Genomic DNA, 20,200 nt, shown 5'->3' on the forward strand with positions numbered 1-20,200 from the left:
TGTTCTACAGCGCCGTATGTCATTTGGGCTTGCTCGAAAATGTGCTGCGACTGGTGGGAACGTCTGCGAGTGCGATGACGAGCTATCCTTGGAGTCGTACATGACGTTCGCCAGTTCGCAAAAGGGATGGTCGCTTACAGGAGTATTGCTGGCGGTAGCACTGGGGATTTTCGCACTGAGTGTGGCATTCAAGCTGGTCCCGCATTACCTCGATAACAGGGCGATGAAAAAAATCATCAATGCGGTCGACAGCAACCCTGCTCTGGAAATCAGTACGGTCAGCGAGTTTTACAGCTATGTCGGGAAGAACATGCAGGTCAACAGTATTCGGGATGTGGATTTGAACAAGGCGTTAAGCGTGACGGTAGTGAACAACAGATTCGTTGCCCATTTGAAATATGAACAACGTGAACCACTGATCCGGAACATCGATATGGTGGTGATGTTCGACGACACCTTAAGCGTGGGCAAACCGTGAGCGTATCCTTGAGTCGCCTTGAGCGTCAGCTCGGCTATACCTTCAAGGATCAGGAACTGATGGTCCTTGCCCTGACTCACCGTAGTTTCGCCGGGCGCAATAACGAGCGTCTGGAGTTCCTGGGTGATGCCATTCTTAACTTCGTAGCGGGTGAGGCGCTGTTTGATCGCTTCCCGCAAGCGCGCGAAGGCCAGTTGTCGCGTCTGCGAGCGCGTCTGGTGAAAGGCGAAACCCTGGCCTTGCTGGCTCGCGGTTTTGACCTGGGTGAATACCTGCGCCTTGGCTCTGGCGAATTGAAGAGCGGCGGTTTCCGTCGTGAGTCGATTCTGGCCGACGCCCTTGAGGCGCTGATTGGTGCGATTTATCTGGACGCAGGCATGGAGATGGCGCGCGAACGCGTGTTGGCCTGGCTGACCACAGAGTTCGACAGCCTGACGCTGGTCGACACCAACAAAGATCCAAAAACCCGATTGCAGGAATTTCTGCAGTCGCGTGCCTGCGAACTGCCACGTTACGAAGTGGTGGATATCCAGGGCGAACCGCATTGCCGGACATTTTTCGTCGAATGCGAGATCACCTTATTGAATGAAAAAAGCCGGGGTCAGGGTGTCAGCCGTCGTATTGCCGAACAGGTAGCAGCGGCCGCAGCACTTATTGCCCTTGGCGTGGAGAACGGCCATGACTGATTCAACCGCAACACGCTGTGGCTACGTTGCCATCGTCGGCCGCCCGAACGTAGGCAAATCCACGCTGCTCAACCACATCCTCGGTCAGAAACTGGCGATCACTTCGCGCAAGCCGCAGACCACTCGCCACAACATGCTGGGTATCAAGACCGAAGGCGCTGTGCAGGCCATCTACGTCGATACACCGGGCATGCACAAAAATGGCGAGAAAGCGCTCAATCGCTACATGAACAAAACGGCTTCTGCGGCCTTGAAAGACGTGGACGTTGTCATCTTCGTGGTTGACCGTACCCGTTGGACTGACGAAGACCAGATGGTTCTCGAACGTGTGCAGTACGTCCAGGGCCCACTGATCCTCGCGATCAACAAGACCGACCGTATTGAAGACAAAGCTGAGCTGATGCCGCATCTGGAGTGGCTGCAAGGCCAGTTGCCGAATGCATCCATCGTGCCAATCTCTGCGCAACACGGCCACAACCTCGAAGCGCTTGAAAGTCTGATTGCCTCGCACCTGCCGGAAAACGATCACTTCTTCCCGGAAGACCAGATCACAGACCGCAGCAGCCGCTTCCTGGCCGCCGAGCTGGTTCGTGAGAAGATCATGCGTCAGTTGGGTGCCGAGCTGCCGTACCAGATCACTGTGGAAATCGAAGAGTTCAAGCAGCAGGGGAAAACCCTGCATATCCATGCCTTGATCCTCGTTGAGCGTGACGGTCAGAAGAAAATCATCATTGGCGACAAGGGCGATCGCATCAAGCGAATCGGCACTGAAGCGCGCCGCGACATGGAGTTGCTGTTCGACTCCAAGGTCATGCTCAACCTTTGGGTCAAAGTCAAAGGCGGCTGGTCCGATGACGAGCGCGCCCTGCGTTCGTTGGGCTACGGCGACCTGTAAATCCTGATCTGTCCGGTACTGCCCGTGCGGCGGTACCGGATTGCCTGAACGCCTTCGCTTCTCTCGAGCCGCCCTGAATGATCAGCGTGCCAATCGGCCAACCTGCTTACGTGTTGCACAGCCGGGCGTACCGTGAAAACAGCGCGCTGGTGGACTTCCTCACGCCTCAAGGAAGGTTGCGTGCGGTGCTGCGCAGTGCCCGGGGCAAGGCGGGGACATTGGCTCGGCCATTTGTCCCGCTGGAAGTGGAATTCCGTGGCCGTGGGGAGCTGAAAAACGTCGGGCGCATGGAAAGCTCAGGCGTCGCCAGCTGGATGGTGGGTGATGCGCTGTTCAGTGGACTCTACCTCAACGAATTGCTTATCCGCCTGTTGCCTGCCGAAGATCCCCATCCCACCGTGTTCGATCACTATGCCGCAACGTTGCAGGCGTTAGCAGAGGGCCGACCACTGGAGCCATTGCTGCGCTCCTTCGAATGGCGGCTGTTGGATGATCTGGGCTACGGCTTCGCGCTGGATGTCGACATCAATGGCGAACCACTGGACGCCAATGGCATGTATCGGCTGCAAGTGGATGCGGGGCTTGAACAGGTGTATCTGTTACAGCCCGGGTTGTTCAACGGCACCGAGCTGCTGGCCATGGCAGAGGCGGACTGGAGTGCTCCCGGCGCCTTGTCCGCTGCCAAGCGACTGATGCGTCAGGCACTGGCTGTGCATCTGGGCGGTCGCCCATTGGTCAGTCGCGAACTGTTTCGCAAGCCGTAATCAGGCTTTATGCTCACCGACCTGTTTCGATCATATTTCAGGAGACACCCGTGACTCACAGCACTCGCATCCTTCTCGGCGTGAACATCGACCATGTGGCCACCTTGCGCCAGGCCCGCGGTACGCGCTACCCAGACCCGGTCAAGGCCGCGCTGGACGCTGAAGAGGCGGGTGCCGATGGCATCACCGTGCATTTGCGTGAAGACCGTCGTCACATTCAGGAGCGTGATGTCCTGCTGCTCAAGGACGTGTTGCAGACCCGCATGAACTTCGAAATGGGCGTCACCGAAGAGATGCTGGCGTTTGCCGAGCGCATTCGTCCGGCTCACGTTTGCCTCGTACCTGAAACACGTCAGGAGCTGACCACCGAGGGTGGCCTGGACGTCGCCGGACAAGAAGCCCGGATCAAGGCGGCAGTTGAGCGCTTGAGCAAGATCGGCTGTGAAGTGTCGCTGTTCATCGACGCCGATGAGCAGCAGATCGCCGCGTCAAAGCGTGTAGGCGCACCTGCCATCGAATTGCACACTGGCCGCTACGCCGACGCTCAAACACCCACCGAAGTCGCTGAAGAGTTGCAGCGGATCGCTGATGGCGTGGCTTTTGGATTGGGCGAAGGCTTGATCGTCAATGCCGGTCACGGCCTGCATTACCACAACGTTGAAGCGGTGGCGGCGATCAAGGGCATCAACGAACTGAACATCGGCCACGCGCTGGTGGCACATGCGCTGTTTGTGGGGTTCAAGGCGGCAGTGGCAGAGATGAAGGCGTTGATTGTGGCAGCGGCGCACAAAGCCTGAGTTGGTGCTTGTTGGAGCGAGGCTTGCCCGCGAAGAACGATGGCGCGGTACGTTCATGACACCGTGGCGCCTGATTCGCGGGCAAGCCTCGCTCCAACAGGGCTCTCGTGTTACGGCTTACGCCCCACAATCACCGCGCGCATCGGCGCTGGCAGGCCTTCCACGGTTTTGCTGTGGTCGGCCGGGTCGAGGAAGTCGCTCAGCGACTGGTAGCGCATCCAGTCCGTACCGCGTTGTTCCTCAACAGTCGTCACGCTGACATCCACGCAACGCACGTCAACGAAGCCTGCGCGGCGTAGCCATAGTTCCAGCGCGGGTACCGACGGCAGGAACCACACGTTACGCATTTGCGAGTAGCGGTCTTCCGGGACCAGCACCTGATGCACGTCGCCTTCCACCACCATGGTCTCGAGCACCAGTTCGCCGCCCTTGACCAGACAATCCTTGAGCGCCAGCAAGTGATCAATCGGCGACTTGCGGTGATACAAAACGCCCATGGAAAAGACCGTGTCGAAGCCCTCCAGTCGCGGAGGCAAATCCTCCAGAGCAAACGGCAGATGCCACGCCGGTAGCTCGGGCAGGTATTTGTGCATGGCCTGGAACTGACAGAAGAACAGCCAGTTCGGATCGACACCGATTACGCTGTCAGCGCCGGCCCCCAGCATCCGCCATTGGTAGTAACCATTGCCGCAACCCACATCCAGCACACGCTTGCCCTTGAGGTTCAGATGCGGCGAGACACGTGACCACTTCCAGTCTGAACGCCACTCGGTATCAATGTGCACGCCGAATACGTCGAACGGGCCTTTGCGCCATGGTGAAAGACCCATCAGTGCCGCATGTGTTTGCGTCCGAGTCTCATCGTCGCAATCAACTTCAAGGGTAAAGCTGTCCTTGAGTTCGACACGCGACGGTATCAAATCCGGCAGGGCATTCAGAGCACCTTGCCAGCGCTCCAGATCGCCATGACCTTTAGCCATTTTCGTGTCGAGTTGAGCCTGCAGGCCGTTGGCCCATTCAGCCAGAGGAGTGCCCGCCAGACGGCGGACCAGTGGGGCGAGATCAATCATGGCAGGGCAATCAATGAGGCGAAGTTAAGGCACTGGAACCACGGCACCACCTTGGAAAAGCCCGCGTCGAGCAGGCGTTGACGGTGTTCTTCGAGGCTATCGGGTTTCATCACGTTTTCGATGGCGCTGCGCTTCTGGGCGATTTCCAGCTCGCTGTAGCCGTTGGCACGCTTGAAGGCGATGTGCAGGTCGGTGAGCAAGGTGTGTTCCTGCTCATCATTGAAGCGCAACTTTTCAGACAGAATCAGCGCCCCGCCCGGCACCAGAGCCTGGCGAATACGGCCCAGCAATGCCAGACGCTCTTCAGGCGCGATGAATTGCAGGGTGAAGTTGAGTGCGACCACCGAAGCAGGCTGAAACTCAAGGGCCAGAATGTCGCCATCAATCACTTGTACCGGAAGCAACTCCTGAAACATTGAGTCCTGTGCATTCAGGTATTCACGGCAGCGCTCGACCATGGCGGCCGAGTTATCCACCGCAATCACTTTGCAGCCTTCGACCCGCACATGGCGGCGCAAGGCTTGAGTGACAGCGCCGAGTGAACTGCCCAGGTCATAGAGCACGCTGTTGGGCTGAGCGAATTGCGCAGAGAGCACGCCGAGGTTTTCGACAATTGTCGGATAGCCGGGCACCGAACGCTTGATCATGTCCGGGAAGACCCGCACCACGTCTTCGTTGAAGGCGAAGTCCGGCACCTGGGCAAGGGGCTGGGCGAAAATGCGGTCGGGTTCTTTGCTCACGATGGTTCCGGCGGGGCTGAAAAGTGCGGCATTTTAGCCAAATCCGTGCCTCGGCTGAAACCTCATCTCATCGAACGGCAGCAAAACCGGTTCAGTTGACGGTAATGGTGCAATCGAAGGTCTGTTCCGGTGGTACTTCCGGAGCCCATGGCTGTTGATAAATCATCAGCAGGCGGCCGGTTCCGGCGGTTGAAGCCTGATAGCGCCACACTGATTGGCCAGCACTGCCGACCATATTCCTGTCGCCTGAGTTGTCGTAAACCTCAGGGCCGAGACTGCGCAGGATTGAGGGCGCAGCATCCTGGACCTGCCAGCGATAGCCGGTGGTGGGTGAGCTGGGCAAACTCAGCATCAGCGTCTGACCCGTTTTAAGCGGTAGCGGGCAATCGCTTTGGTCTTCGAGGGTAACAATGTGTCTGGGTTGCTGCGCACAGGCGGTGAGCAGCGACAGGCTTAGCAGGGCTAGCAGACGGGCAGGGGGCATGGTGGCTCCGGTCTTTCATACGAAACCGGAGCATAACCGATGAATTATGGGTTTGGGAGAGAGTTAGCTAGTACTCCTCTGTGGGAGCGGTGCTTGCCCGCGATAAGGCTGGACGCGATCTGAAGTGAATCGCGTCCAGCCTTATCGCGGGCAAGCACCGCTCCCACAAGAAAATCATCACCTGTTAAAACAACACCTTCGCCACATCCGCAAAGCGCTTGGCGAAGTGCACGGTAATCCCTTCCTTCAGATAGTCCGGCAGCTCCTCGAAGTTACCCCGGTTAGGCTCCGGCAGGATCAGTTCATTGATCTTCTGTCGACGCGCCGCGATGACTTTTTCTCGCACGCCGCCAATCGGCAGTACATGCCCGGTCAGCGTCAGTTCGCCAGTCATCGCCACGCCTTTCTTCGGTGCCTGGTTGCGGGCCAGAGACAGCAGGGCGCTGGCCATGGTCACACCTGCACTCGGGCCATCTTTTGGCGTAGCGCCTTCAGGAACGTGCAAATGCACGAACGCTTCGTCGAAGAAAGTCGGATCGCCGCCGAATTGCTTGAGGTTCGAGCTGACGTAGCTGTAAGCGATTTCTGCCGACTCTTTCATCACGTCACCCAACTGCCCCGTGAGTTTGAAACCACGGTTGAGTGTGTGAATCCGCGTTGCTTCAATCGGCAGGGTCGCGCCGCCCATGCTGGTCCAGGCCAGACCGGTGATAACGCCGGTGCCCGCCAGTACTTGCTCGTTACGAAAGACCGGCATGCCCAGCGAGGCTTCCAGATCTTTCGGGCCAACCTTGATGGCCGACTTGGGCGCGTCGATCAACTTCACCACCGCCTTGCGCACGACTTTGCTCAGCTGTTTCTCCAACTGTCGTACGCCGGCCTCTCGCGCATAACCTTCAATGATCGAGCGCAACGCTGTGTCGCTGATGCTCAGGCTGCCCTTGGACACGCCCGCTTTTTCCAGTTGCTTGGGCCACAGGTGGCGTTTGGCGATGGCCATTTTTTCTTCGGTGATATAACCCGACAGGCGAATCACTTCCATCCGGTCCAGCAGCGGGCCGGGGATCGAGTCCAGGGTATTGGCGGTGCAGACGAACAGCACTTTCGACAGATCCAGACGCAAATCCAGGTAATGATCGAGGAATTCGACGTTCTGCTCCGGATCGAGGGTTTCCAGCAGTGCTGAGGCCGGGTCGCCCTGGAAGCTCTGGCCCATCTTGTCGATTTCATCGAGCATGATGACCGGGTTCATGACCTCCATATCCTTGAGCGCCTGCACCAGCTTGCCGGGTTGTGCGCCAATGTAGGTGCGGCGGTGGCCTTTGATCTCCGCCTCGTCGCGCATGCCGCCAACACTGAAGCGATAGAACGGCCTACCGAGAGATTCGGCAATCGAGCGGCCGACACTGGTCTTGCCGACACCCGGCGGGCCAACCAGCAAGACAATCGAACCACTGATCTCGCCTTTATAGGCCCCTACCGCGAGGAATTCGAGGATCCGGGTCTTGATGTCGTCCAGACCTGCATGATGTTGGTCCAGCACTTTACGGGCGTGCTTGAGATCCAGTTTGTCTTTGCCAAAAACTCCCCAAGGGACGGAGCTGGCCCAGTCCAGATAGTTACGGGTGACCGCATATTCCGGGGAACCGGTTTCCAGCACTTTCAGTTTGTTAATTTCTTCATCGAAACGCTTGCGCGCCTGTGCGGGCAAGGTTTTGCCTTCCAGACGGGCTTCGAACTGTTCGATGTCGGCGCTGCGGTCGTCTTTACTCAGGCCCAGCTCCTGCTGGATGACCTTGAGCTGCTCCTTGAGGAAGAACTCGCGCTGGTGCTCACCGATCTTGCGGTTTACCTCAGCGGAGATTTCCTTTTGCAGACGCGCGACTTCGACTTCCTTGCGCAGCATGGGCAAGACTTTTTCCATGCGTTTAAGCATCGGCACGCAGTCGAGGACCTGCTGCAACTCGACACCGGTCGCTGAAGTCAGGGCTGCGGCGAAGTCAGTCAGCGGGGACGGATCGTTGGGGCTGAAGCGGTTGAGGTAGTTTTTCAGCTCTTCGCTGTACAGCGGGTTGAGCGGCAGCAACTCCTTGATGGCGTTGATCAAGGCCATGCCGTAAGCCTTGACCTCGTCGGTCGGCTCATTGGGCTGATGCGGGTATTCGACTTCCACCAGGTACGGCGGGCGATGATGCTTTAGCCAGGTCTTGATCCGGACCCGGCTCAGGCCCTGGGCGACGAATTGCAGTTTGCCGTTTTCACGGCTGGCGTGGTGGACCTTGACCAGTGTGCCGTACTCCGGCAAGGCACCGGTGTTGAAATGCCGGGGGTCTTCAGGAGGCGTGTCCATGAAGAACAGCGCCAGGGAGTGGTGGTCGGACTTGCTGACCAGCTCCAGGGTTTCAGCCCAGGGCTCTTCGTTGACGATCACCGGCAACACCTGCGCCGGGAAGAAAGGGCGGTTGTGAATCGGGATGATATAGACCTTGTCCGGCAGGTTCTGCCCAGGCAAAGCGAGCGTCGTGCCGCTTGAATTAAGCGTTCCTTCCAGCGCTGCTTCTACGTCGTCTGGCAAATCTTGTGAGTCTGCTTGCTGGTCGCTCATGGGGCACCTGCACAATTGAACATGGTGCTTAGATGGGGCAGTCGCGCTCAGGTTTCAATGGGTTCTGTCGATAGCCTATTGAGAGGAAGGAAAAACAAGCCATTCAGGGCACCGTAACTACCTTTCGTCGATTATTAAATCGATGATGGCAAAATGCCTGTTGTCGATACGTGATCTTCTGTCTGACCGCAGCTACTCTGCGAGTGAGACCCTTCATTGCCAAGGCTGGCGTTGTTTTATCCGGCTTTGCCGATGTGGATTCAGCTTATGAATAAATTTGCTTCGTTGTTTGTCTTGATCGGCTGTTGGGCTTTCGCAGTGGCTGCTTCGGCGGCCACGCTGACTGCTCGTGTAGTCGATCAAGATGGCAAGCCCCTGTCAAACGCTGTCCTGACCCTGCAAGGGCCACCGGGCAAGAGTGCTGTTGTGCTCAAGGCCGACATGGACCAGCGTGATCAGGAGTTTGTGCCGCGTGTCCTGGCCGTGCACAGCAACACTGAAGTCAAATTCCCCAACAGCGACAACATCCGTCATCAGGTTTATTCCTTTTCTCCGGCCAAGCGTTTTGAACTGCGTCTTTACGGTGGCACGCCGTCCGAGCCGCTGTTGTTCGACAAGCCAGGCGTAGTGGTATTGGGCTGCAACATTCATGACTGGATGGTGGGTTATATCTTCGTCACCGACCAACCCTGGTTCGCGGTCAGCGACGCCAACGGCGTGATCAAATTCGACGACATGCCCGCCGGGCATTATTCGGCAACGGTGTGGCACCCGAAGACCCCCGATATGCAGCCCTCAAGCGGTGGCGAGTTTGATGTTCCTGCGGCGGGGCTGAGCAAGGATTTCAAGCTGGAAGTAGAGCCCAGTGCTGACGATAAACCCGCCGGGGCTGCCCCTGACGCCTTTGGTGATGCCTTCCATAAAGCTGCTCACCCATGAACCTGCGCACTAGCTTTCAGGCGCGAATTGCCTGCGTACTTATCGCATTGCTGCTGGTTGTAGTCGTCGCGGTGTTTCTCGCCGTCAAGGCGGCGACGGGGGATGCTGTCAGATCCCAGGCCCAGACTCAGCTGGAAGTGGGTACGCGTGTGTTTGCCGATGTCATGGACATGCGTGGCAAGCGTCTGCGTGACGGCGTGCAACTGGTCTCGGCTGACTTCGGCTTTCGCGATGCGGTCGCCAGTTCTGATGCATCGACTATTCGCTCCGTGTTGCTCAATCACGGCAGCCGGATCAATGCCAACGACATGTTTCTGCTGGGCATGGACGGCACTGTCGTAGCTAGCACCATGCCGGGAATTGTTGAGGGCAGCAAATTCCCGTTCGACCAGACCTTGCGCGATGCTCGTCGTAAAGGTCAGTCAACGGTGATAGTCCCGGGCGGCGGGGTGCCGCATCTCCTGGTTGAAAGCACTGTCCTTGCGCCACTGCCCATCGGCCGGGTGGTCATGGGGTTCAGCATGGACGCCGAGCTTGCCCAGTCTCTGCGCTCGCTCAGTGGCCTGGAAGTTTCGTTCCTTACCGTTGAGAACGGGAAGCCTGGACACTTGATCAGCACGCAACCGGCAGAGCTGGATGACAGCCTGATAGCGCTGATGCTCAACCCTGCTGAAGACCGTATGCACACCACCGAGCATAGTGGCCTGAGTTTCCTGAGTCAGACGATGGTACTGGACAGCATCGACGGGACTCAGGAGCAAGTGTTCGCGCTGCTGCAAAGCCCGATGGATAAAGCCATGCTGGCGTTCGCGCCGCTGGACGAAAAAATCTTCTGGATTTCCATTGTCGCGCTGCTGGCTTCGCTGATCGGCACCCTGGGCCTGGCGCGCAGTGTTTCACAGCCGGTGCAGGCGTTGGCCGAGGCAGCCAAACGTATTGGCGAGGGTGATTACAAGACACCCGTAACACTGGCGCGCAGCGATGAGCTGGGTCAGTTGGCCGTTGCTATCAACACGATGCAGCAAGGCATCGCGGTTCGAGAAGATCAACTGGCACACAATGCGCTGCATGACCCGTTGACCGGTTTGCCCAATCGGGCACTTGCCATGGAGCGCCTGAGCAGCTCCATCGCCGCGCAACGTGCCATGACCTTGCTGTATTTGAGTATCGATAACTATCTGGAGATCAGTGACGCGTGTGGTTCTGCCGGTGTTGATCAACTGCTCCAGCAGATTGGCAAGCGCTTGCAGGAGACCTTGCAGCCGGGCGACACCCTTGCGCGGCTGACTGCCAATGAATTTCTGCTGTTGCTGGACCAGACCGGCAGTGATGGCGCAGTGGGGCGAGCAGACCAGCTGCAACGCTTGCTGGGCCAGCCTCAGCATGTGGATAACCATGACGTAACGCTGGAGTGCAGTATCGGTATTGCCAGCTATCCCGAGCATGGCGATTCTTCTGAAGAACTGCTTAAACGCGCCGCGATCGCACGTCAGGATGCCGCGAATCTGCCAGGCCGCTTGCAGGTCTATCAGGACGGTCGTGATCTTGCCCACCAGCGTCAGATCAGCCTGATTCGTGACCTGCGTCATGCCGCCAAGAAAGGCGAACTGTTGCTGCATTACCAGCCCAAGCTGGACATTCGCCAAGGGACAGTGCATCAGGCAGAAGCCTTGTTGCGCTGGACACATCCGCATTTCGGTAATGTTTCGCCTGCCGAGTTCATCGTGCTGGCCGAGCGCACGGGTAGCATTCAGTTGCTGACCAACTGGGTCATCGAAGAGTGCATGCGCCAGTTGGCAGAATGGAGCAGGCGAGGCCTGCACTTGCAGGTGTCGGTCAATATCTCTGCCGATGACCTGCACGGTGACCAACTCGTGGACCGAGTCGTGAAACTGCTCAAGTTATACGGCGTGCCAGCGGAACAACTCATTTTCGAAATTACCGAAAGCGCCATCATGCGCGAGCCAACTCAGGCACTGGTTGTCCTTAACCGCTTGCGCGCTCTTGGTATCAGCCTGTCGGTGGATGATTTCGGAACTGGCTATTCATCGCTGGCACATCTGAAGCGTATGCCTGTGCAAGAGCTGAAAATCGACCAGTCATTCGTTCGCAACCTGGATGAAACCAGTGAGGACGCGGTGATCGTGCGTTCCACTATCGAGATGAGCCACAACCTGGGGCTCAAGGTGGTCGCTGAGGGCGTCGAATACGAACACAGTCTCAAGTTACTGGAGCGTTGGCACTGCGACACGGCTCAGGGCTACCTGATCAGCCGTCCGTTGCCTGCAGTCGCCTTCGAAGCCTGGATGGCCAAGTCTCTGTCCTCACCTGGCCTGATGGTTAATTGAGCTATGAATAATAAGTTTTCGATTTTTCTGGGATGTGCGTTGTGCGCCTTTACGCAATTGGCAGAGGCTGACAATGGACGTTTGATCGCCACGGGCGGGGCATCGAGCATTGAGGGTGCAGCAGGCGGCGGGATTATTCCGTGGGCCGTGCTGACCGGCTATGGCGAGCAGGGCGAGTGGGGCTCCAGCGTTTTTGCAACCCATGTCGACCTGCCGGACTACACCCTCGATGTAGCTGGCATGTCGGTCGCTTACGGCAACCGCGTCGAACTGTCCTACGCTCACCAGCGCTTCGACCTGGGCACGTTGCAGAAGGATCTGAGCTTGCCGGAAGACAACCTGACTCAGGACATCTTCGGCCTGAAAGTGCGCCTGTTCGGCGACCTGATCTACGACACCCTGCCGCAGGTCTCCCTTGGGATTGAATACAAACACCAGAATGATTTTCTGATCCCCAACCTCATCGGCGCGAAACGCGATGCGGATGTCGAGGGCTACCTGACCGCCAGCCGCTTGTTCATGGGGGCTGCGTTCGGCTACAACCTGGTGGTCAACGGTGGCGTACGTTACAGCCGCGCCAACGAAACCGGCCTGCTGGGTTTCGGCGGTGATCGTCGCGATACACGCAGCGTGCTCAAGGAAGGTTCGGTCGCCGTGCTGCTCAACCCGCGCTGGGCTGTTGGTGTGGAATATCGTGAGAAACCGGACAACCTGTCGTTCGCCGGTGAGAGTGATTGGGCTGATCTGTTCGTGGGTTATTTCCCTAACAAACATCTCTCCGTGGTGCTTGCTTACGCGAAGCTGGGAGAAATCGCGACGCTGGAAAACCAGAACGGGGCTTATCTGTCCATTCAGGGGAGTTTCTGAATATGCGTCTGCTCAGCTTTTTTCTGATTGTTTTGCTGGTCGGTTGTGCCCAACAACCGCCTAAAGACGACAGCCTCTATCAGGGCCTTGGACAGCGCGCCGGGATTCAGCGCATTGTTGAAGGCATGCTCATCATTGCAGTAAAAGATGAGCGCATCGGCGAGCACTTCAAGAAAATCGATATCGTACGTCTGCGCGACAAGCTGGTTGAGCAGTTGTGTGTTGAAGCGGGTGGCCCGTGTAAGTACACCGGTGACACCATGGCCGAGTCCCACAAGGGCCAGAACCTGACACGCAGTGATTTCAATGCGCTGGTTGAAGATCTGATCAAGGCCATGGACGCCGAAGGTATTTCGGTGCCAAACCAGAATCGCTTGATAGCCCGGCTTGCGCCGATGCGCGGGGAAGTGATCGAGAAGTAGTGCAGGAGTTTCGAGCCCCGCTTCGACAGGGTCTACGCAACCCCGTAGAACCGGCTTTAGCCGGGAGGGCGTAAGAACATTCGCAGGATATCTTTCGGCAGAAATACCGCTCTCCCGGCTAAAGCCGGTCCTACGTGATCAAGATCAAGCTTGCAGGCAAACGTAAAACCTCCCACCAGGGGTCAGCGCTCGGCTTACTGAACTCAACTCAACCGCGTCAAATACCCGGGCATTTCCTGTTCCGGCAATACCGACAGTACTTTCAGGCGTTGCAGCATGCGCTGCCGTGCGCGTAGCAAGTGCTCCTTCAGGTTCAGTGCGGCGGCGTCGAACGCACCGTGCAGCAGCAGTTCGATAATAAGGCGATGTTCAGCCAGCATCGCCTCGTCGGCACCGATGCCCAGTAGTCGGTAGAAGATCCGGCTGATAATCATCGGACTTTGCCCTTGGCGAATCAGCGTGGCAATCTTGCGATTCTGCAGGTCGGCCAGGCAATGCTGGTGCAGGTCTTCCTCTATGCGCTCGATATCTTCAAGGCTGCAGTGTTCGGCGTTTTGCGCCTGGACGACCCGCTCAAGCATGGCTTCCAGCGTTTCGCGGCTCAGGCCCGGAGCTGTCTGGCGCAAGGCCTCTGGCTCCAGGCAGGCACGCAACTCGTAGTCTTCAGTCACTTCGCGCGCTGTCAGCGGGCCGGCCAGCCATTGCGAGTAGGGTTCCTTTTCCACCAGCCCGCGATCACGCAAACGCATCAGCGCCTCACGCACCACGGCGCGGCTGACGCCGTAATGCTGCGCGGCGCTTTTTTCGTCCAGCCGGTAATGCCCGAAGGCCATGCAGCTTGAAAGCGCCGCGCTGATTTCATCGTAAATGCGTTCGCCCAGCGGGCGGGTATCCACCAGCTCTTCACTGCTATCCAGGCCAAACTGTTTATGACTGAGGGTCAGGCGCAGTGGCTCAACCTCCCTGCCTTCCGGATTGACCAGATACCCGCGGCCATCAAACCGACAGATCAGCCCCTCGTCATGCAGCAGGTTGAGCGCCTTGCGCACCGGCACTCGGCTGGTGCCGAAAAGGTCGGCAAGCGGTGCTTCAAGCAGTACCAGGCCTGTGCTCGCCGCCCCGCTGACAATGGCGTCGCGTAACACCTGCCGGATCGTGGCATAGCGTGAAGCCGTGCGCGAATCGTCTCCTGACATCGGTTTCCTGAGTTTCTCTAAATGATCGACGGCGGATTCTCGCACATAAGTCCATTTGTCACCTCGGGCTACGTGCGATGCACATTCATGGGGCTCACTGTTACCAATGTGCACCTAAACGTATCTTTTATAAAAAGTACATTTTTTGCGATGAAGATACGTTTTGTCGAAGTGCTCGCTCAAAGATTCAGTCATCCATAGCATTGCAAGAGCTCTGGCGTAGTCGTTTGCGTTGGATTGGGAAGTTTTGACCCTGCCAATGCTGGAAAGCTGACTCATGTTTGGCATGGATTCTGCCTCATTTAAATGTACATTTTATTAATTAGTACATTTTATGGGTCTGACATGCCGATGATCAACAGTGCTAGCCAAGGCAGGGCGATGGATGCCAGTGCAATGGCCGAAGAATATGCTTCGGGTCGCAATGATCCGGTGCAGGCACTCGAACTGGCCTTGCAACAGGCCCAGGGCGCTGATCACGTATTTATCTCCCTGAGCGTCGAGCGTGCTCGCCGTGAAGCCCAGGCATCTGCGGCGCGTTGGCAGGCGGGGCAGCCTCTAAGCCCCTTCGATGGAATACCCGTTGCCTGGAAAGACTTGTTTGATGTCGCTGGCACCGTCACCAGCGCCGGTGCTGCGGTGCGTCACAACCTTGGGGCTGCGCTGCTGGATGCACCCACCGCTGGCCTTCTGGCGCGGGCGGGCATGGTCAGTCTGGGGAAAACCAACCTCAGTGAGTTTGCCTATTCGGGGTTGGGCCTCAACCCACATTTCGGGACGCCGATCAATCCTTGCAGCGATGATCAACCTCGCATTGCTGGTGGATCGTCTTCCGGTTCGGCGGTCGCCGTCGCTGCGGGCATTGTGCCTATCGCCATGGGAACCGACACCGCGGGCTCGATCCGCATTCCGGCCGCTTTCAATGGCCTGGTAGGGTTTCGCAGCACCACTCGACGTTACAGTCGGGAGGGTGTTTTTCCCCTGGCCCATACCCTGGACAGCGTCGGTCCGCTGGTCCGCAGCGTACGTGACGTCATCGTTATCGATGATGTACTTCGCGCCCGTAACAAGCCGACTTCGCAGGTACCGCGCAGCCTGGTCGGGCAGCGCTTCTGGGTCGATGAGGTGGTTTTGCAGGACGAACGTGTCGAGCCTGCCGTGCGCAACAACCTGACGCAGGCGGTTGCGCGGTTGCATGAAGCCGGTGCGCTGGTCGAGATGCGGCCGTGCGCAGCCTTCCAGGCCACCTTGCAGCTGATTCAACAGCAAGGCTGGCTGGGCGCTGCTGAGGCGTTCGCTTTGCACCAGAACCTGCTCGACAGCGATGCGGCCAGCCAGCTCGATCCTCGGGTGCGCATGCGCCTGGAGACGGCCCGGCACATGCCCGCCAGTCAGCTACTCAAGCTTTATAGCGCCCGTGAGCAATTACAGGAACAAATCAGCCTGGAGCTCGACGGCGCATTTCTGCTGACCCCGAGCGTGGCCCATGTGGCCCCGCCGCTGGCGCCTTTGCTGGCGGACGACGAGCTGTTTTTCCAGACCAATCTGGCCACCTTGCGCCTGACCATGCCCGGCAGCCTGCTGAACATGCCAGGTATTTCCTTGCCCAGCGGCCATGATGAGCGCGGGTTGCCAACAGGGCTGTTGCTCAGCGCGCCAGCGGGGGAAGACGCGCGTTTGTTGCGCGCCGCGCTGGCCGTCGAAGCGGCAATGGCCAAGGCCTGATTGACCTCGAACAGCAAAGCACTGGAACCCCGGCAGCCAGTACTGAATGCGTTAGCGCCGGTCTGATCAACAAGCAGGAGTAGCAAAATGGCTAAAGAAATCTTGTGTGCATTTGGCGTCGATGTTGATGCGGTAGCGGGTTGGCTGGGTTCCTACGGCGGTGAGGATTCTCCGGATGACATCTCCCGTGGCCTGTTCGCGGGTGAAGTGGGTGCGCCGCGTCTGCTCAAGCTGTTCGAGCGTTACGGCTTGCGCACCACCTGGTTCATTCCAGGCCACTCCATGGAAACCTTCCCAGAGCAAATGAAGGCTGTGGTCGATGCCGGTCATGAAGTCGGTGTGCACGGTTACAGCCACGAAAACCCGATTGCGATGACGCCGGAGCAGGAAGAGATCGTCCTCGACAAGTCCATCGACCTGATCACGCAAATGACTGGCAAGCGTCCGACCGGTTACGTCGCGCCCTGGTGGGAATTCAGCAACGTCACCAACGAATTGCTGCTCAAAAAAGGCATCAAGTACGACCACAGCCTGATGCACAACGATTTCCATCCGTACTACGTCCGGGTTGGCGACAAGTGGACCAGGATCGATTACAGCCAGCATCCCGACACCTGGATGAAACCCTTGGTGCGCGGTGAAGAAACCGATCTGGTGGAGATCCCGGCCAACTGGTACCTCGATGACCTGCCGCCCATGATGTTCATCAAGAAAGCCCCCAACAGCCATGGCTTCGTCAACCCTCGCCATCTGGAAGAAATGTGGCGCGACCAGTTCGACTGGGTCTATCGCGAACATGAGCACGCGGTGTTCACCATGACTATCCACCCGGACGTCTCCGGTCGCCCGCAGGTGCTGTTGATGCTGGAGCGATTGATCGAACACATTCAGAGCCATGAGGGCGTCAAGTTCGTCACCTTCGACGAAATCGCCGACGACTTTATCCGCCGTAACCCACGTAACCGCTGATTCATTGGCCTGTCCGAGGCGTCACTCATGTCTATTTACAACAAGCTTGACCTGACTGGCTGGAAACCCCAGCAACTGACTCCAGACGAAGTGCGATTCGCTACCTGGATCGCGTTCTTCGCGTGGGTCTTTGCGGTGTACGACTTCATTCTGTTCGGCACGTTGTTGCCGGAAATCGGTCGGCATTTTGCCTGGAGCGAAGTCGAGCAGGCCGAGATTGCCACTTGGGTGGCAGTGGGGACTGCAGTGGTCGCCCTGGCCATCGGGCCGTTGGTAGATCGCTTGGGCCGACGCATGGGCATTATTTTCACAGTCAGCGGTTCGGCAATCTGTTCGGCGCTGACGGCGATCGGTGGTTCGTGGGGGAAATCACCGTTGATTCTGATCCGTTCACTGGGTGGTCTTGGCTATGCCGAAGAAACGGTCAACGCGACTTACCTGAGTGAAATCTACGCGGCCTCCGATGACCCGCGTCTGGCTAAACGTCGCGGCTTTATTTACAGCCTGGTGCAGGGTGGCTGGCCGGTCGGGGCATTGATTGCTGCGGGATTGACTGCGGTGCTGTTGCCTATCATCGGCTGGCAGGGCTGCTTCGTTTTTGCGGCGATCCCGGCCATCGTCATCGCGATTCTGGCGCGCAAACTCAAGGAGAGTCCGCAGTTCCAGATCCATCAGCGTATTACCCAACTGCGTAAAGCTGGTGATGTGAGCCAGGCTCAAGCCGTGGCGCTGACTTACGGCGTGGATTACGAAGAGCACCGCACTGCTGGTCTCGCCGCGGCGTTTCGTGGCACATCGCGCCGCGCAACCCTGGTGATTGGTGCGGCCATCCTGCTCAACTGGGCAGCGATTCAAGTGTTCAGCGTGCTCGGTACGTCAGTGATCGTCAGTGTGCATCACGTCTCCTTCGAGAACTCGCTGATCATTCTGGTGTTGTCCAACCTGGTGGGTTACTGCGGTTACCTGAGCCACGGCTGGATGGGCGACAAGATTGGTCGCCGCAACGTCATCGGTCTGGGCTGGATGCTCGGCGGGCTGTCCTTCGCCGCGATGCTCTACGGCCCAAGCAACATGCCTACGGTGATCGGCCTTTACAGTCTGGGTCTGTTTTTCCTGATCGGCCCTTATTCGGCGGCCTTGTTCTTCATCAGCGAAAGCTTTCCCACCAGCATCCGCGCTACTGGCGGCGCAATCATCCACGCCATGGGGCCTATCGGCGCGGTCATTGCCGGTTTCGGCGCCACGTCTGTACTGAGCGCTGGTGGCGACTGGCAGACCTCCGCCTTGTACTTTGGCGCGCTGCCTTGCTTCCTCTCCGGTGCGCTGATGTTTGCCGCCCGACATGTACGTCCGGAAACCGTGAAATAAGGAATTGCACATGACCCGTAAAGTTGCAGTGATCACCGGTGCCGCCAGCGGCATCGGGCAGGCGCTAGCCGTCGCTTTTGCGCAAAAGGGCGTGGCAGTGATGGGCGGTTTTTATCCCGCCGATCCTCACGATCCTCAGGAAACCATTCGTTTGGTGGAAGCAGTGGGGGGCGAGTGCCTGATGGCGGCACTGGACGTCACCCGCACGCAATCGGTGGATGCGTTGGCCGATCAGGCGTTCAAGGCCTTCGGCCGAATCGATTACGCCGTGGCCAACGCAGGCCTGCTGCGCCGTGCGCCTCTGTTGGAAATGACAGACGAGCTCTGGAACGAGATGCTCGATGTGGATCTGACCGGCGTGATGCGCACCTTCCGCGCCGCGGTCAGGCACATGAGCGAGGGCGGCGCGCTGGTGGCGATTTCGTCTATTGCCGGCGGGGTTTACGGCTGGCAGGACCATGCTCACTACGCCGCCGCCAAGGCCGGCGTGCCCGGACTGTGCCGTTCATTGGCGGTGGAGTTGGCTGGCCGGGGTATTCGCTGCAATGCGGTGATTCCCGGATTGATCGAGACGCCGCAATCCCTGGACAGCAAAAACTCCCTGGGCCCGGAAGGTCTCGCTCAGGCAGCCAAAGCTATCCCGCTTGGCCGAGTGGGGCGGGCCGATGAAGTCGCCTCACTGGTGCGTTTCCTGTGCAGCGACGAGGCCAGTTACCTGACCGGACAAAGCATTGTGATTGACGGAGGGCTGACGGTGCGCTGGCCTGAGTAATGACGCTGCGCAGATGAGGTATGGGAGATTCTACGTTGGCCTGCAAGCGTGCTCTTGATCTTGTAGGACCGGCTTTAGCCGGGAGAGCGGTATGTCGCCAAAGAAAATTTAGCGAACACCCCGACTTCCTCCCGGCTAAAACGGAGCGCCGTCCGGCCTGTCCTACGGGACTGCGTAGGTTCTGTGGGAATTCATTCGCGAAGGCGATTTTGGTCACACCGTGGGTTTTATGCCGGCCGGGCTGGGCTCTTCCCGGATAAATCCGGTCCCACAGGGTGACGCGTCACTTCAAAAAGGAACCCGTGTATGCAACAACTGATCAACAAACGCGCTGTCGTCACGGGCGCAGGCAGCGGGATTGGTGCTGCCATCGCCCGCGCCTATGCAGTCGAAGGCGCACAATTGCTGTTGGGCGATCGCGATCCGCTGAGCCTGGCGAAAGTCGCTCAGGAGTGCCGTCAATTGGGCGCGCAGGTGCGCGAGTGCGTGGCCGATGTGGGCAGTGTCGAAGGCGCGCGAGCCAGTGTCGACGCCTGCGTCGAGCACTTCGGTGGCATCGACATTCTGGTCAATAACGCAGGCATGCTCACCCAGGCGCGCTGTGTCGATTTGAGCATCGAGATGTGGAACGACATGTTGCGTGTAGACCTGACCAGTGTCTTCGTGGCGAGTCAGCGAGCACTGCCGCACATGCTGGCCCAAGGGTGGGGGCGCATCATCAACGTTGCTTCGCAACTGGGTATCAAGGGCGGCGCCGAACTCACTCACTACGCTGCGGCTAAAGCCGGGGTGATCGGCTTTACCAAGTCGCTGGCGCTGGAAGTGGCCAAGGACAACGTGCTGGTCAACGCCATCGCGCCTGGTCCGATTGAAACGCCATTGGTGTCGGGGATCAGCAGCGCCTGGAAAATCGCCAAGGCTGCCGAGTTGCCCCTGGGACGTTTCGGTCTGGCCGAAGAAGTCGCGCCGGTAGCGGTGCTTCTGGCCAGTGAGCCAGGCGGCAATCTGTTTGTCGGCCAGACGCTGGGGCCGAATTCTGGCGATGTGATGCCGTAGTGAGCAAATGAGGATCACC

The 20,200-nt window shown here is 58.4% G+C and carries 19 protein-coding genes; 14 read left to right on the forward strand and 5 right to left on the reverse strand.

Annotation, left to right across the window (positions count from 1 at the left end; genetic code table 11):
- Positions 1–100: 100 nt before the first annotated feature.
- The 5 genes from CKW31_RS09805 to pdxJ all read left to right on the forward strand — a co-directional run bounded on the left by CKW31_RS09805 (position 101) and on the right by pdxJ (position 3,620).
- Complete coding sequence (locus CKW31_RS09805) at positions 101–478, forward strand: DUF4845 domain-containing protein (RefSeq protein ID WP_095094142.1); 378 nt, start codon at positions 101–103, stop codon at positions 476–478.
- Positions 475–1,164, forward strand: coding sequence for a ribonuclease III (gene rnc / locus CKW31_RS09810; protein ID WP_027899778.1), 690 nt, complete (start codon positions 475–477; stop codon positions 1,162–1,164). The genes CKW31_RS09805 and rnc overlap by 4 nt, the downstream gene beginning before the upstream one ends.
- On the forward strand, positions 1,157–2,059 hold the full coding sequence (gene era, locus CKW31_RS09815; protein WP_095094143.1) for a GTPase Era: 903 nt from the start codon (positions 1,157–1,159) through the stop codon (positions 2,057–2,059). Before rnc ends, era begins: the two co-directional genes overlap by 8 nt.
- A 77-nt stretch (positions 2,060–2,136) precedes the next feature.
- Positions 2,137–2,823: a DNA repair protein RecO gene (gene recO / locus CKW31_RS09820; RefSeq protein ID WP_214658331.1), complete on the forward strand. Its 687-nt coding sequence runs from the start codon at positions 2,137–2,139 to the stop codon at positions 2,821–2,823.
- Positions 2,824–2,873: 50 nt separating this feature from the next.
- Positions 2,874–3,620, forward strand: a complete 747-nt coding sequence (gene pdxJ, locus CKW31_RS09825) for a pyridoxine 5'-phosphate synthase (RefSeq protein WP_095094144.1) — start codon at positions 2,874–2,876, stop codon at positions 3,618–3,620.
- A 110-nt stretch (positions 3,621–3,730) separates the two neighbouring features.
- On the opposite strand, the gene cmoB is transcribed toward pdxJ, so the two are convergent.
- From cmoB to lon, 4 genes are all read right to left on the reverse strand, one after another.
- Positions 3,731–4,690: a tRNA 5-methoxyuridine(34)/uridine 5-oxyacetic acid(34) synthase CmoB gene (gene cmoB / locus CKW31_RS09830; RefSeq protein WP_095094145.1), complete on the reverse strand. Its 960-nt coding sequence runs from the start codon at positions 4,688–4,690 to the stop codon at positions 3,731–3,733.
- Positions 4,687–5,430, reverse strand: coding sequence for a carboxy-S-adenosyl-L-methionine synthase CmoA (gene cmoA / locus CKW31_RS09835; protein ID WP_087264956.1), 744 nt, complete (start codon positions 5,428–5,430; stop codon positions 4,687–4,689). Before cmoA ends, cmoB begins: the two co-directional genes overlap by 4 nt.
- A gap of 91 nt (positions 5,431–5,521) precedes the next feature.
- Positions 5,522–5,914 (reverse strand): protease inhibitor I42 family protein, encoded by a 393-nt coding sequence (locus CKW31_RS09840; RefSeq protein WP_095094146.1) that lies wholly within the window; start codon positions 5,912–5,914, stop codon positions 5,522–5,524.
- Positions 5,915–6,098: 184 nt separating this feature from the next.
- The gene (lon, locus tag CKW31_RS09845; protein WP_095094147.1) at positions 6,099–8,519 is read right to left on the reverse strand and encodes an endopeptidase La; all 2,421 of its coding nucleotides are present in this window, start codon (positions 8,517–8,519) and stop codon (positions 6,099–6,101) included.
- A 267-nt stretch (positions 8,520–8,786) separates the two neighbouring features.
- Here lon and CKW31_RS09850 point away from each other — a divergent pair, with 267 nt between their 5' ends.
- Genes CKW31_RS09850 through CKW31_RS09865 form a run of 4 tightly spaced genes read left to right on the forward strand, consistent with a single transcriptional unit; the run spans position 8,787 to position 13,095 of the window.
- Entirely contained in the window at positions 8,787–9,458 is a 672-nt protein-coding gene (locus tag CKW31_RS09850; protein WP_095094148.1) for a methylamine utilization protein, read from the forward strand.
- Complete coding sequence (locus CKW31_RS09855) at positions 9,455–11,806, forward strand: EAL domain-containing protein (protein WP_095094149.1); 2,352 nt, start codon at positions 9,455–9,457, stop codon at positions 11,804–11,806. Before CKW31_RS09850 ends, CKW31_RS09855 begins: the two co-directional genes overlap by 4 nt.
- 3 nt (positions 11,807–11,809) lie before the next feature.
- The gene (locus CKW31_RS09860) at positions 11,810–12,673 is read left to right on the forward strand and encodes a DUF3034 family protein (RefSeq protein WP_095094150.1); all 864 of its coding nucleotides are present in this window, start codon (positions 11,810–11,812) and stop codon (positions 12,671–12,673) included.
- Positions 12,674–12,675: 2 nt separating this feature from the next.
- The gene (locus CKW31_RS09865) at positions 12,676–13,095 is read left to right on the forward strand and encodes a group 1 truncated hemoglobin (RefSeq protein WP_095094151.1); all 420 of its coding nucleotides are present in this window, start codon (positions 12,676–12,678) and stop codon (positions 13,093–13,095) included.
- Between the two features lie 203 nt (positions 13,096–13,298).
- Here the strand turns inward: CKW31_RS09865 and CKW31_RS09870 are convergent, their stop codons facing one another.
- Positions 13,299–14,291 carry a GntR family transcriptional regulator gene (locus CKW31_RS09870; protein WP_095094152.1) on the reverse strand — a complete coding sequence of 331 codons (993 nt, stop codon included), beginning with the start codon at positions 14,289–14,291 and terminating at the stop codon, positions 13,299–13,301.
- 351 nt (positions 14,292–14,642) lie between these two features.
- On the opposite strand from CKW31_RS09870, the gene CKW31_RS09875 reads away from it, so the two are divergent.
- The 5 genes from CKW31_RS09875 to CKW31_RS09895 all read left to right on the forward strand — a co-directional run bounded on the left by CKW31_RS09875 (position 14,643) and on the right by CKW31_RS09895 (position 20,181).
- Positions 14,643–16,016, forward strand: coding sequence for an amidase (locus tag CKW31_RS09875; RefSeq protein ID WP_095094453.1), 1,374 nt, complete (start codon positions 14,643–14,645; stop codon positions 16,014–16,016).
- A gap of 87 nt (positions 16,017–16,103) precedes the next feature.
- Positions 16,104–16,985 (forward strand): polysaccharide deacetylase, encoded by an 882-nt coding sequence (locus CKW31_RS09880; RefSeq protein ID WP_095094153.1) that lies wholly within the window; start codon positions 16,104–16,106, stop codon positions 16,983–16,985.
- 27 nt (positions 16,986–17,012) lie between these two features.
- A complete protein-coding gene (locus CKW31_RS09885) occupies positions 17,013–18,353 on the forward strand; it encodes an MFS transporter (protein WP_087264673.1) in 1,341 nt (446 codons plus the stop codon).
- A gap of 10 nt (positions 18,354–18,363) precedes the next feature.
- Positions 18,364–19,125 carry an SDR family NAD(P)-dependent oxidoreductase gene (locus CKW31_RS09890; protein ID WP_095094154.1) on the forward strand — a complete coding sequence of 254 codons (762 nt, stop codon included), beginning with the start codon at positions 18,364–18,366 and terminating at the stop codon, positions 19,123–19,125.
- Between the two features lie 306 nt (positions 19,126–19,431).
- A complete protein-coding gene (locus tag CKW31_RS09895; RefSeq protein ID WP_095094155.1) occupies positions 19,432–20,181 on the forward strand; it encodes an SDR family NAD(P)-dependent oxidoreductase in 750 nt (249 codons plus the stop codon).
- Positions 20,182–20,200: the final 19 nt, after the last annotated feature.

It is taken from the genome of Pseudomonas sp. Irchel 3A5, from assembly GCF_900187575.1.
GTDB lineage: Bacteria > Pseudomonadota > Gammaproteobacteria > Pseudomonadales > Pseudomonadaceae > Aquipseudomonas > Aquipseudomonas folii.

Coding starts and splice junctions, on each gene's coding strand:
- CKW31_RS09840 (WP_095094146.1), bottom strand. CDS start 5,914: ATGCCCCCTGCCCGTCTGCTAGCCCTGCTAAGCCTGTCGCTGCTCACC.
- CKW31_RS09850 (WP_095094148.1), top strand. CDS start 8,787: ATGAATAAATTTGCTTCGTTGTTTGTCTTGATCGGCTGTTGGGCTTTC.
- cmoB (WP_095094145.1), bottom strand. CDS start 4,690: ATGATTGATCTCGCCCCACTGGTCCGCCGTCTGGCGGGCACTCCTCTG.
- recO (WP_214658331.1), top strand. CDS start 2,137: ATGATCAGCGTGCCAATCGGCCAACCTGCTTACGTGTTGCACAGCCGG.
- CKW31_RS09860 (WP_095094150.1), top strand. CDS start 11,810: ATGAATAATAAGTTTTCGATTTTTCTGGGATGTGCGTTGTGCGCCTTT.
- CKW31_RS09865 (WP_095094151.1), top strand. CDS start 12,676: ATGCGTCTGCTCAGCTTTTTTCTGATTGTTTTGCTGGTCGGTTGTGCC.
- CKW31_RS09875 (WP_095094453.1), top strand. CDS start 14,643: ATGATCAACAGTGCTAGCCAAGGCAGGGCGATGGATGCCAGTGCAATG.
- CKW31_RS09805 (WP_095094142.1), top strand. CDS start 101: ATGACGTTCGCCAGTTCGCAAAAGGGATGGTCGCTTACAGGAGTATTG.
- era (WP_095094143.1), top strand. CDS start 1,157: ATGACTGATTCAACCGCAACACGCTGTGGCTACGTTGCCATCGTCGGC.
- CKW31_RS09890 (WP_095094154.1), top strand. CDS start 18,364: ATGACCCGTAAAGTTGCAGTGATCACCGGTGCCGCCAGCGGCATCGGG.
- CKW31_RS09895 (WP_095094155.1), top strand. CDS start 19,432: ATGCAACAACTGATCAACAAACGCGCTGTCGTCACGGGCGCAGGCAGC.
- CKW31_RS09880 (WP_095094153.1), top strand. CDS start 16,104: ATGGCTAAAGAAATCTTGTGTGCATTTGGCGTCGATGTTGATGCGGTA.
- lon (WP_095094147.1), bottom strand. CDS start 8,519: ATGAGCGACCAGCAAGCAGACTCACAAGATTTGCCAGACGACGTAGAA.
- CKW31_RS09885 (WP_087264673.1), top strand. CDS start 17,013: ATGTCTATTTACAACAAGCTTGACCTGACTGGCTGGAAACCCCAGCAA.
- CKW31_RS09870 (WP_095094152.1), bottom strand. CDS start 14,291: ATGTCAGGAGACGATTCGCGCACGGCTTCACGCTATGCCACGATCCGG.
- CKW31_RS09855 (WP_095094149.1), top strand. CDS start 9,455: ATGAACCTGCGCACTAGCTTTCAGGCGCGAATTGCCTGCGTACTTATC.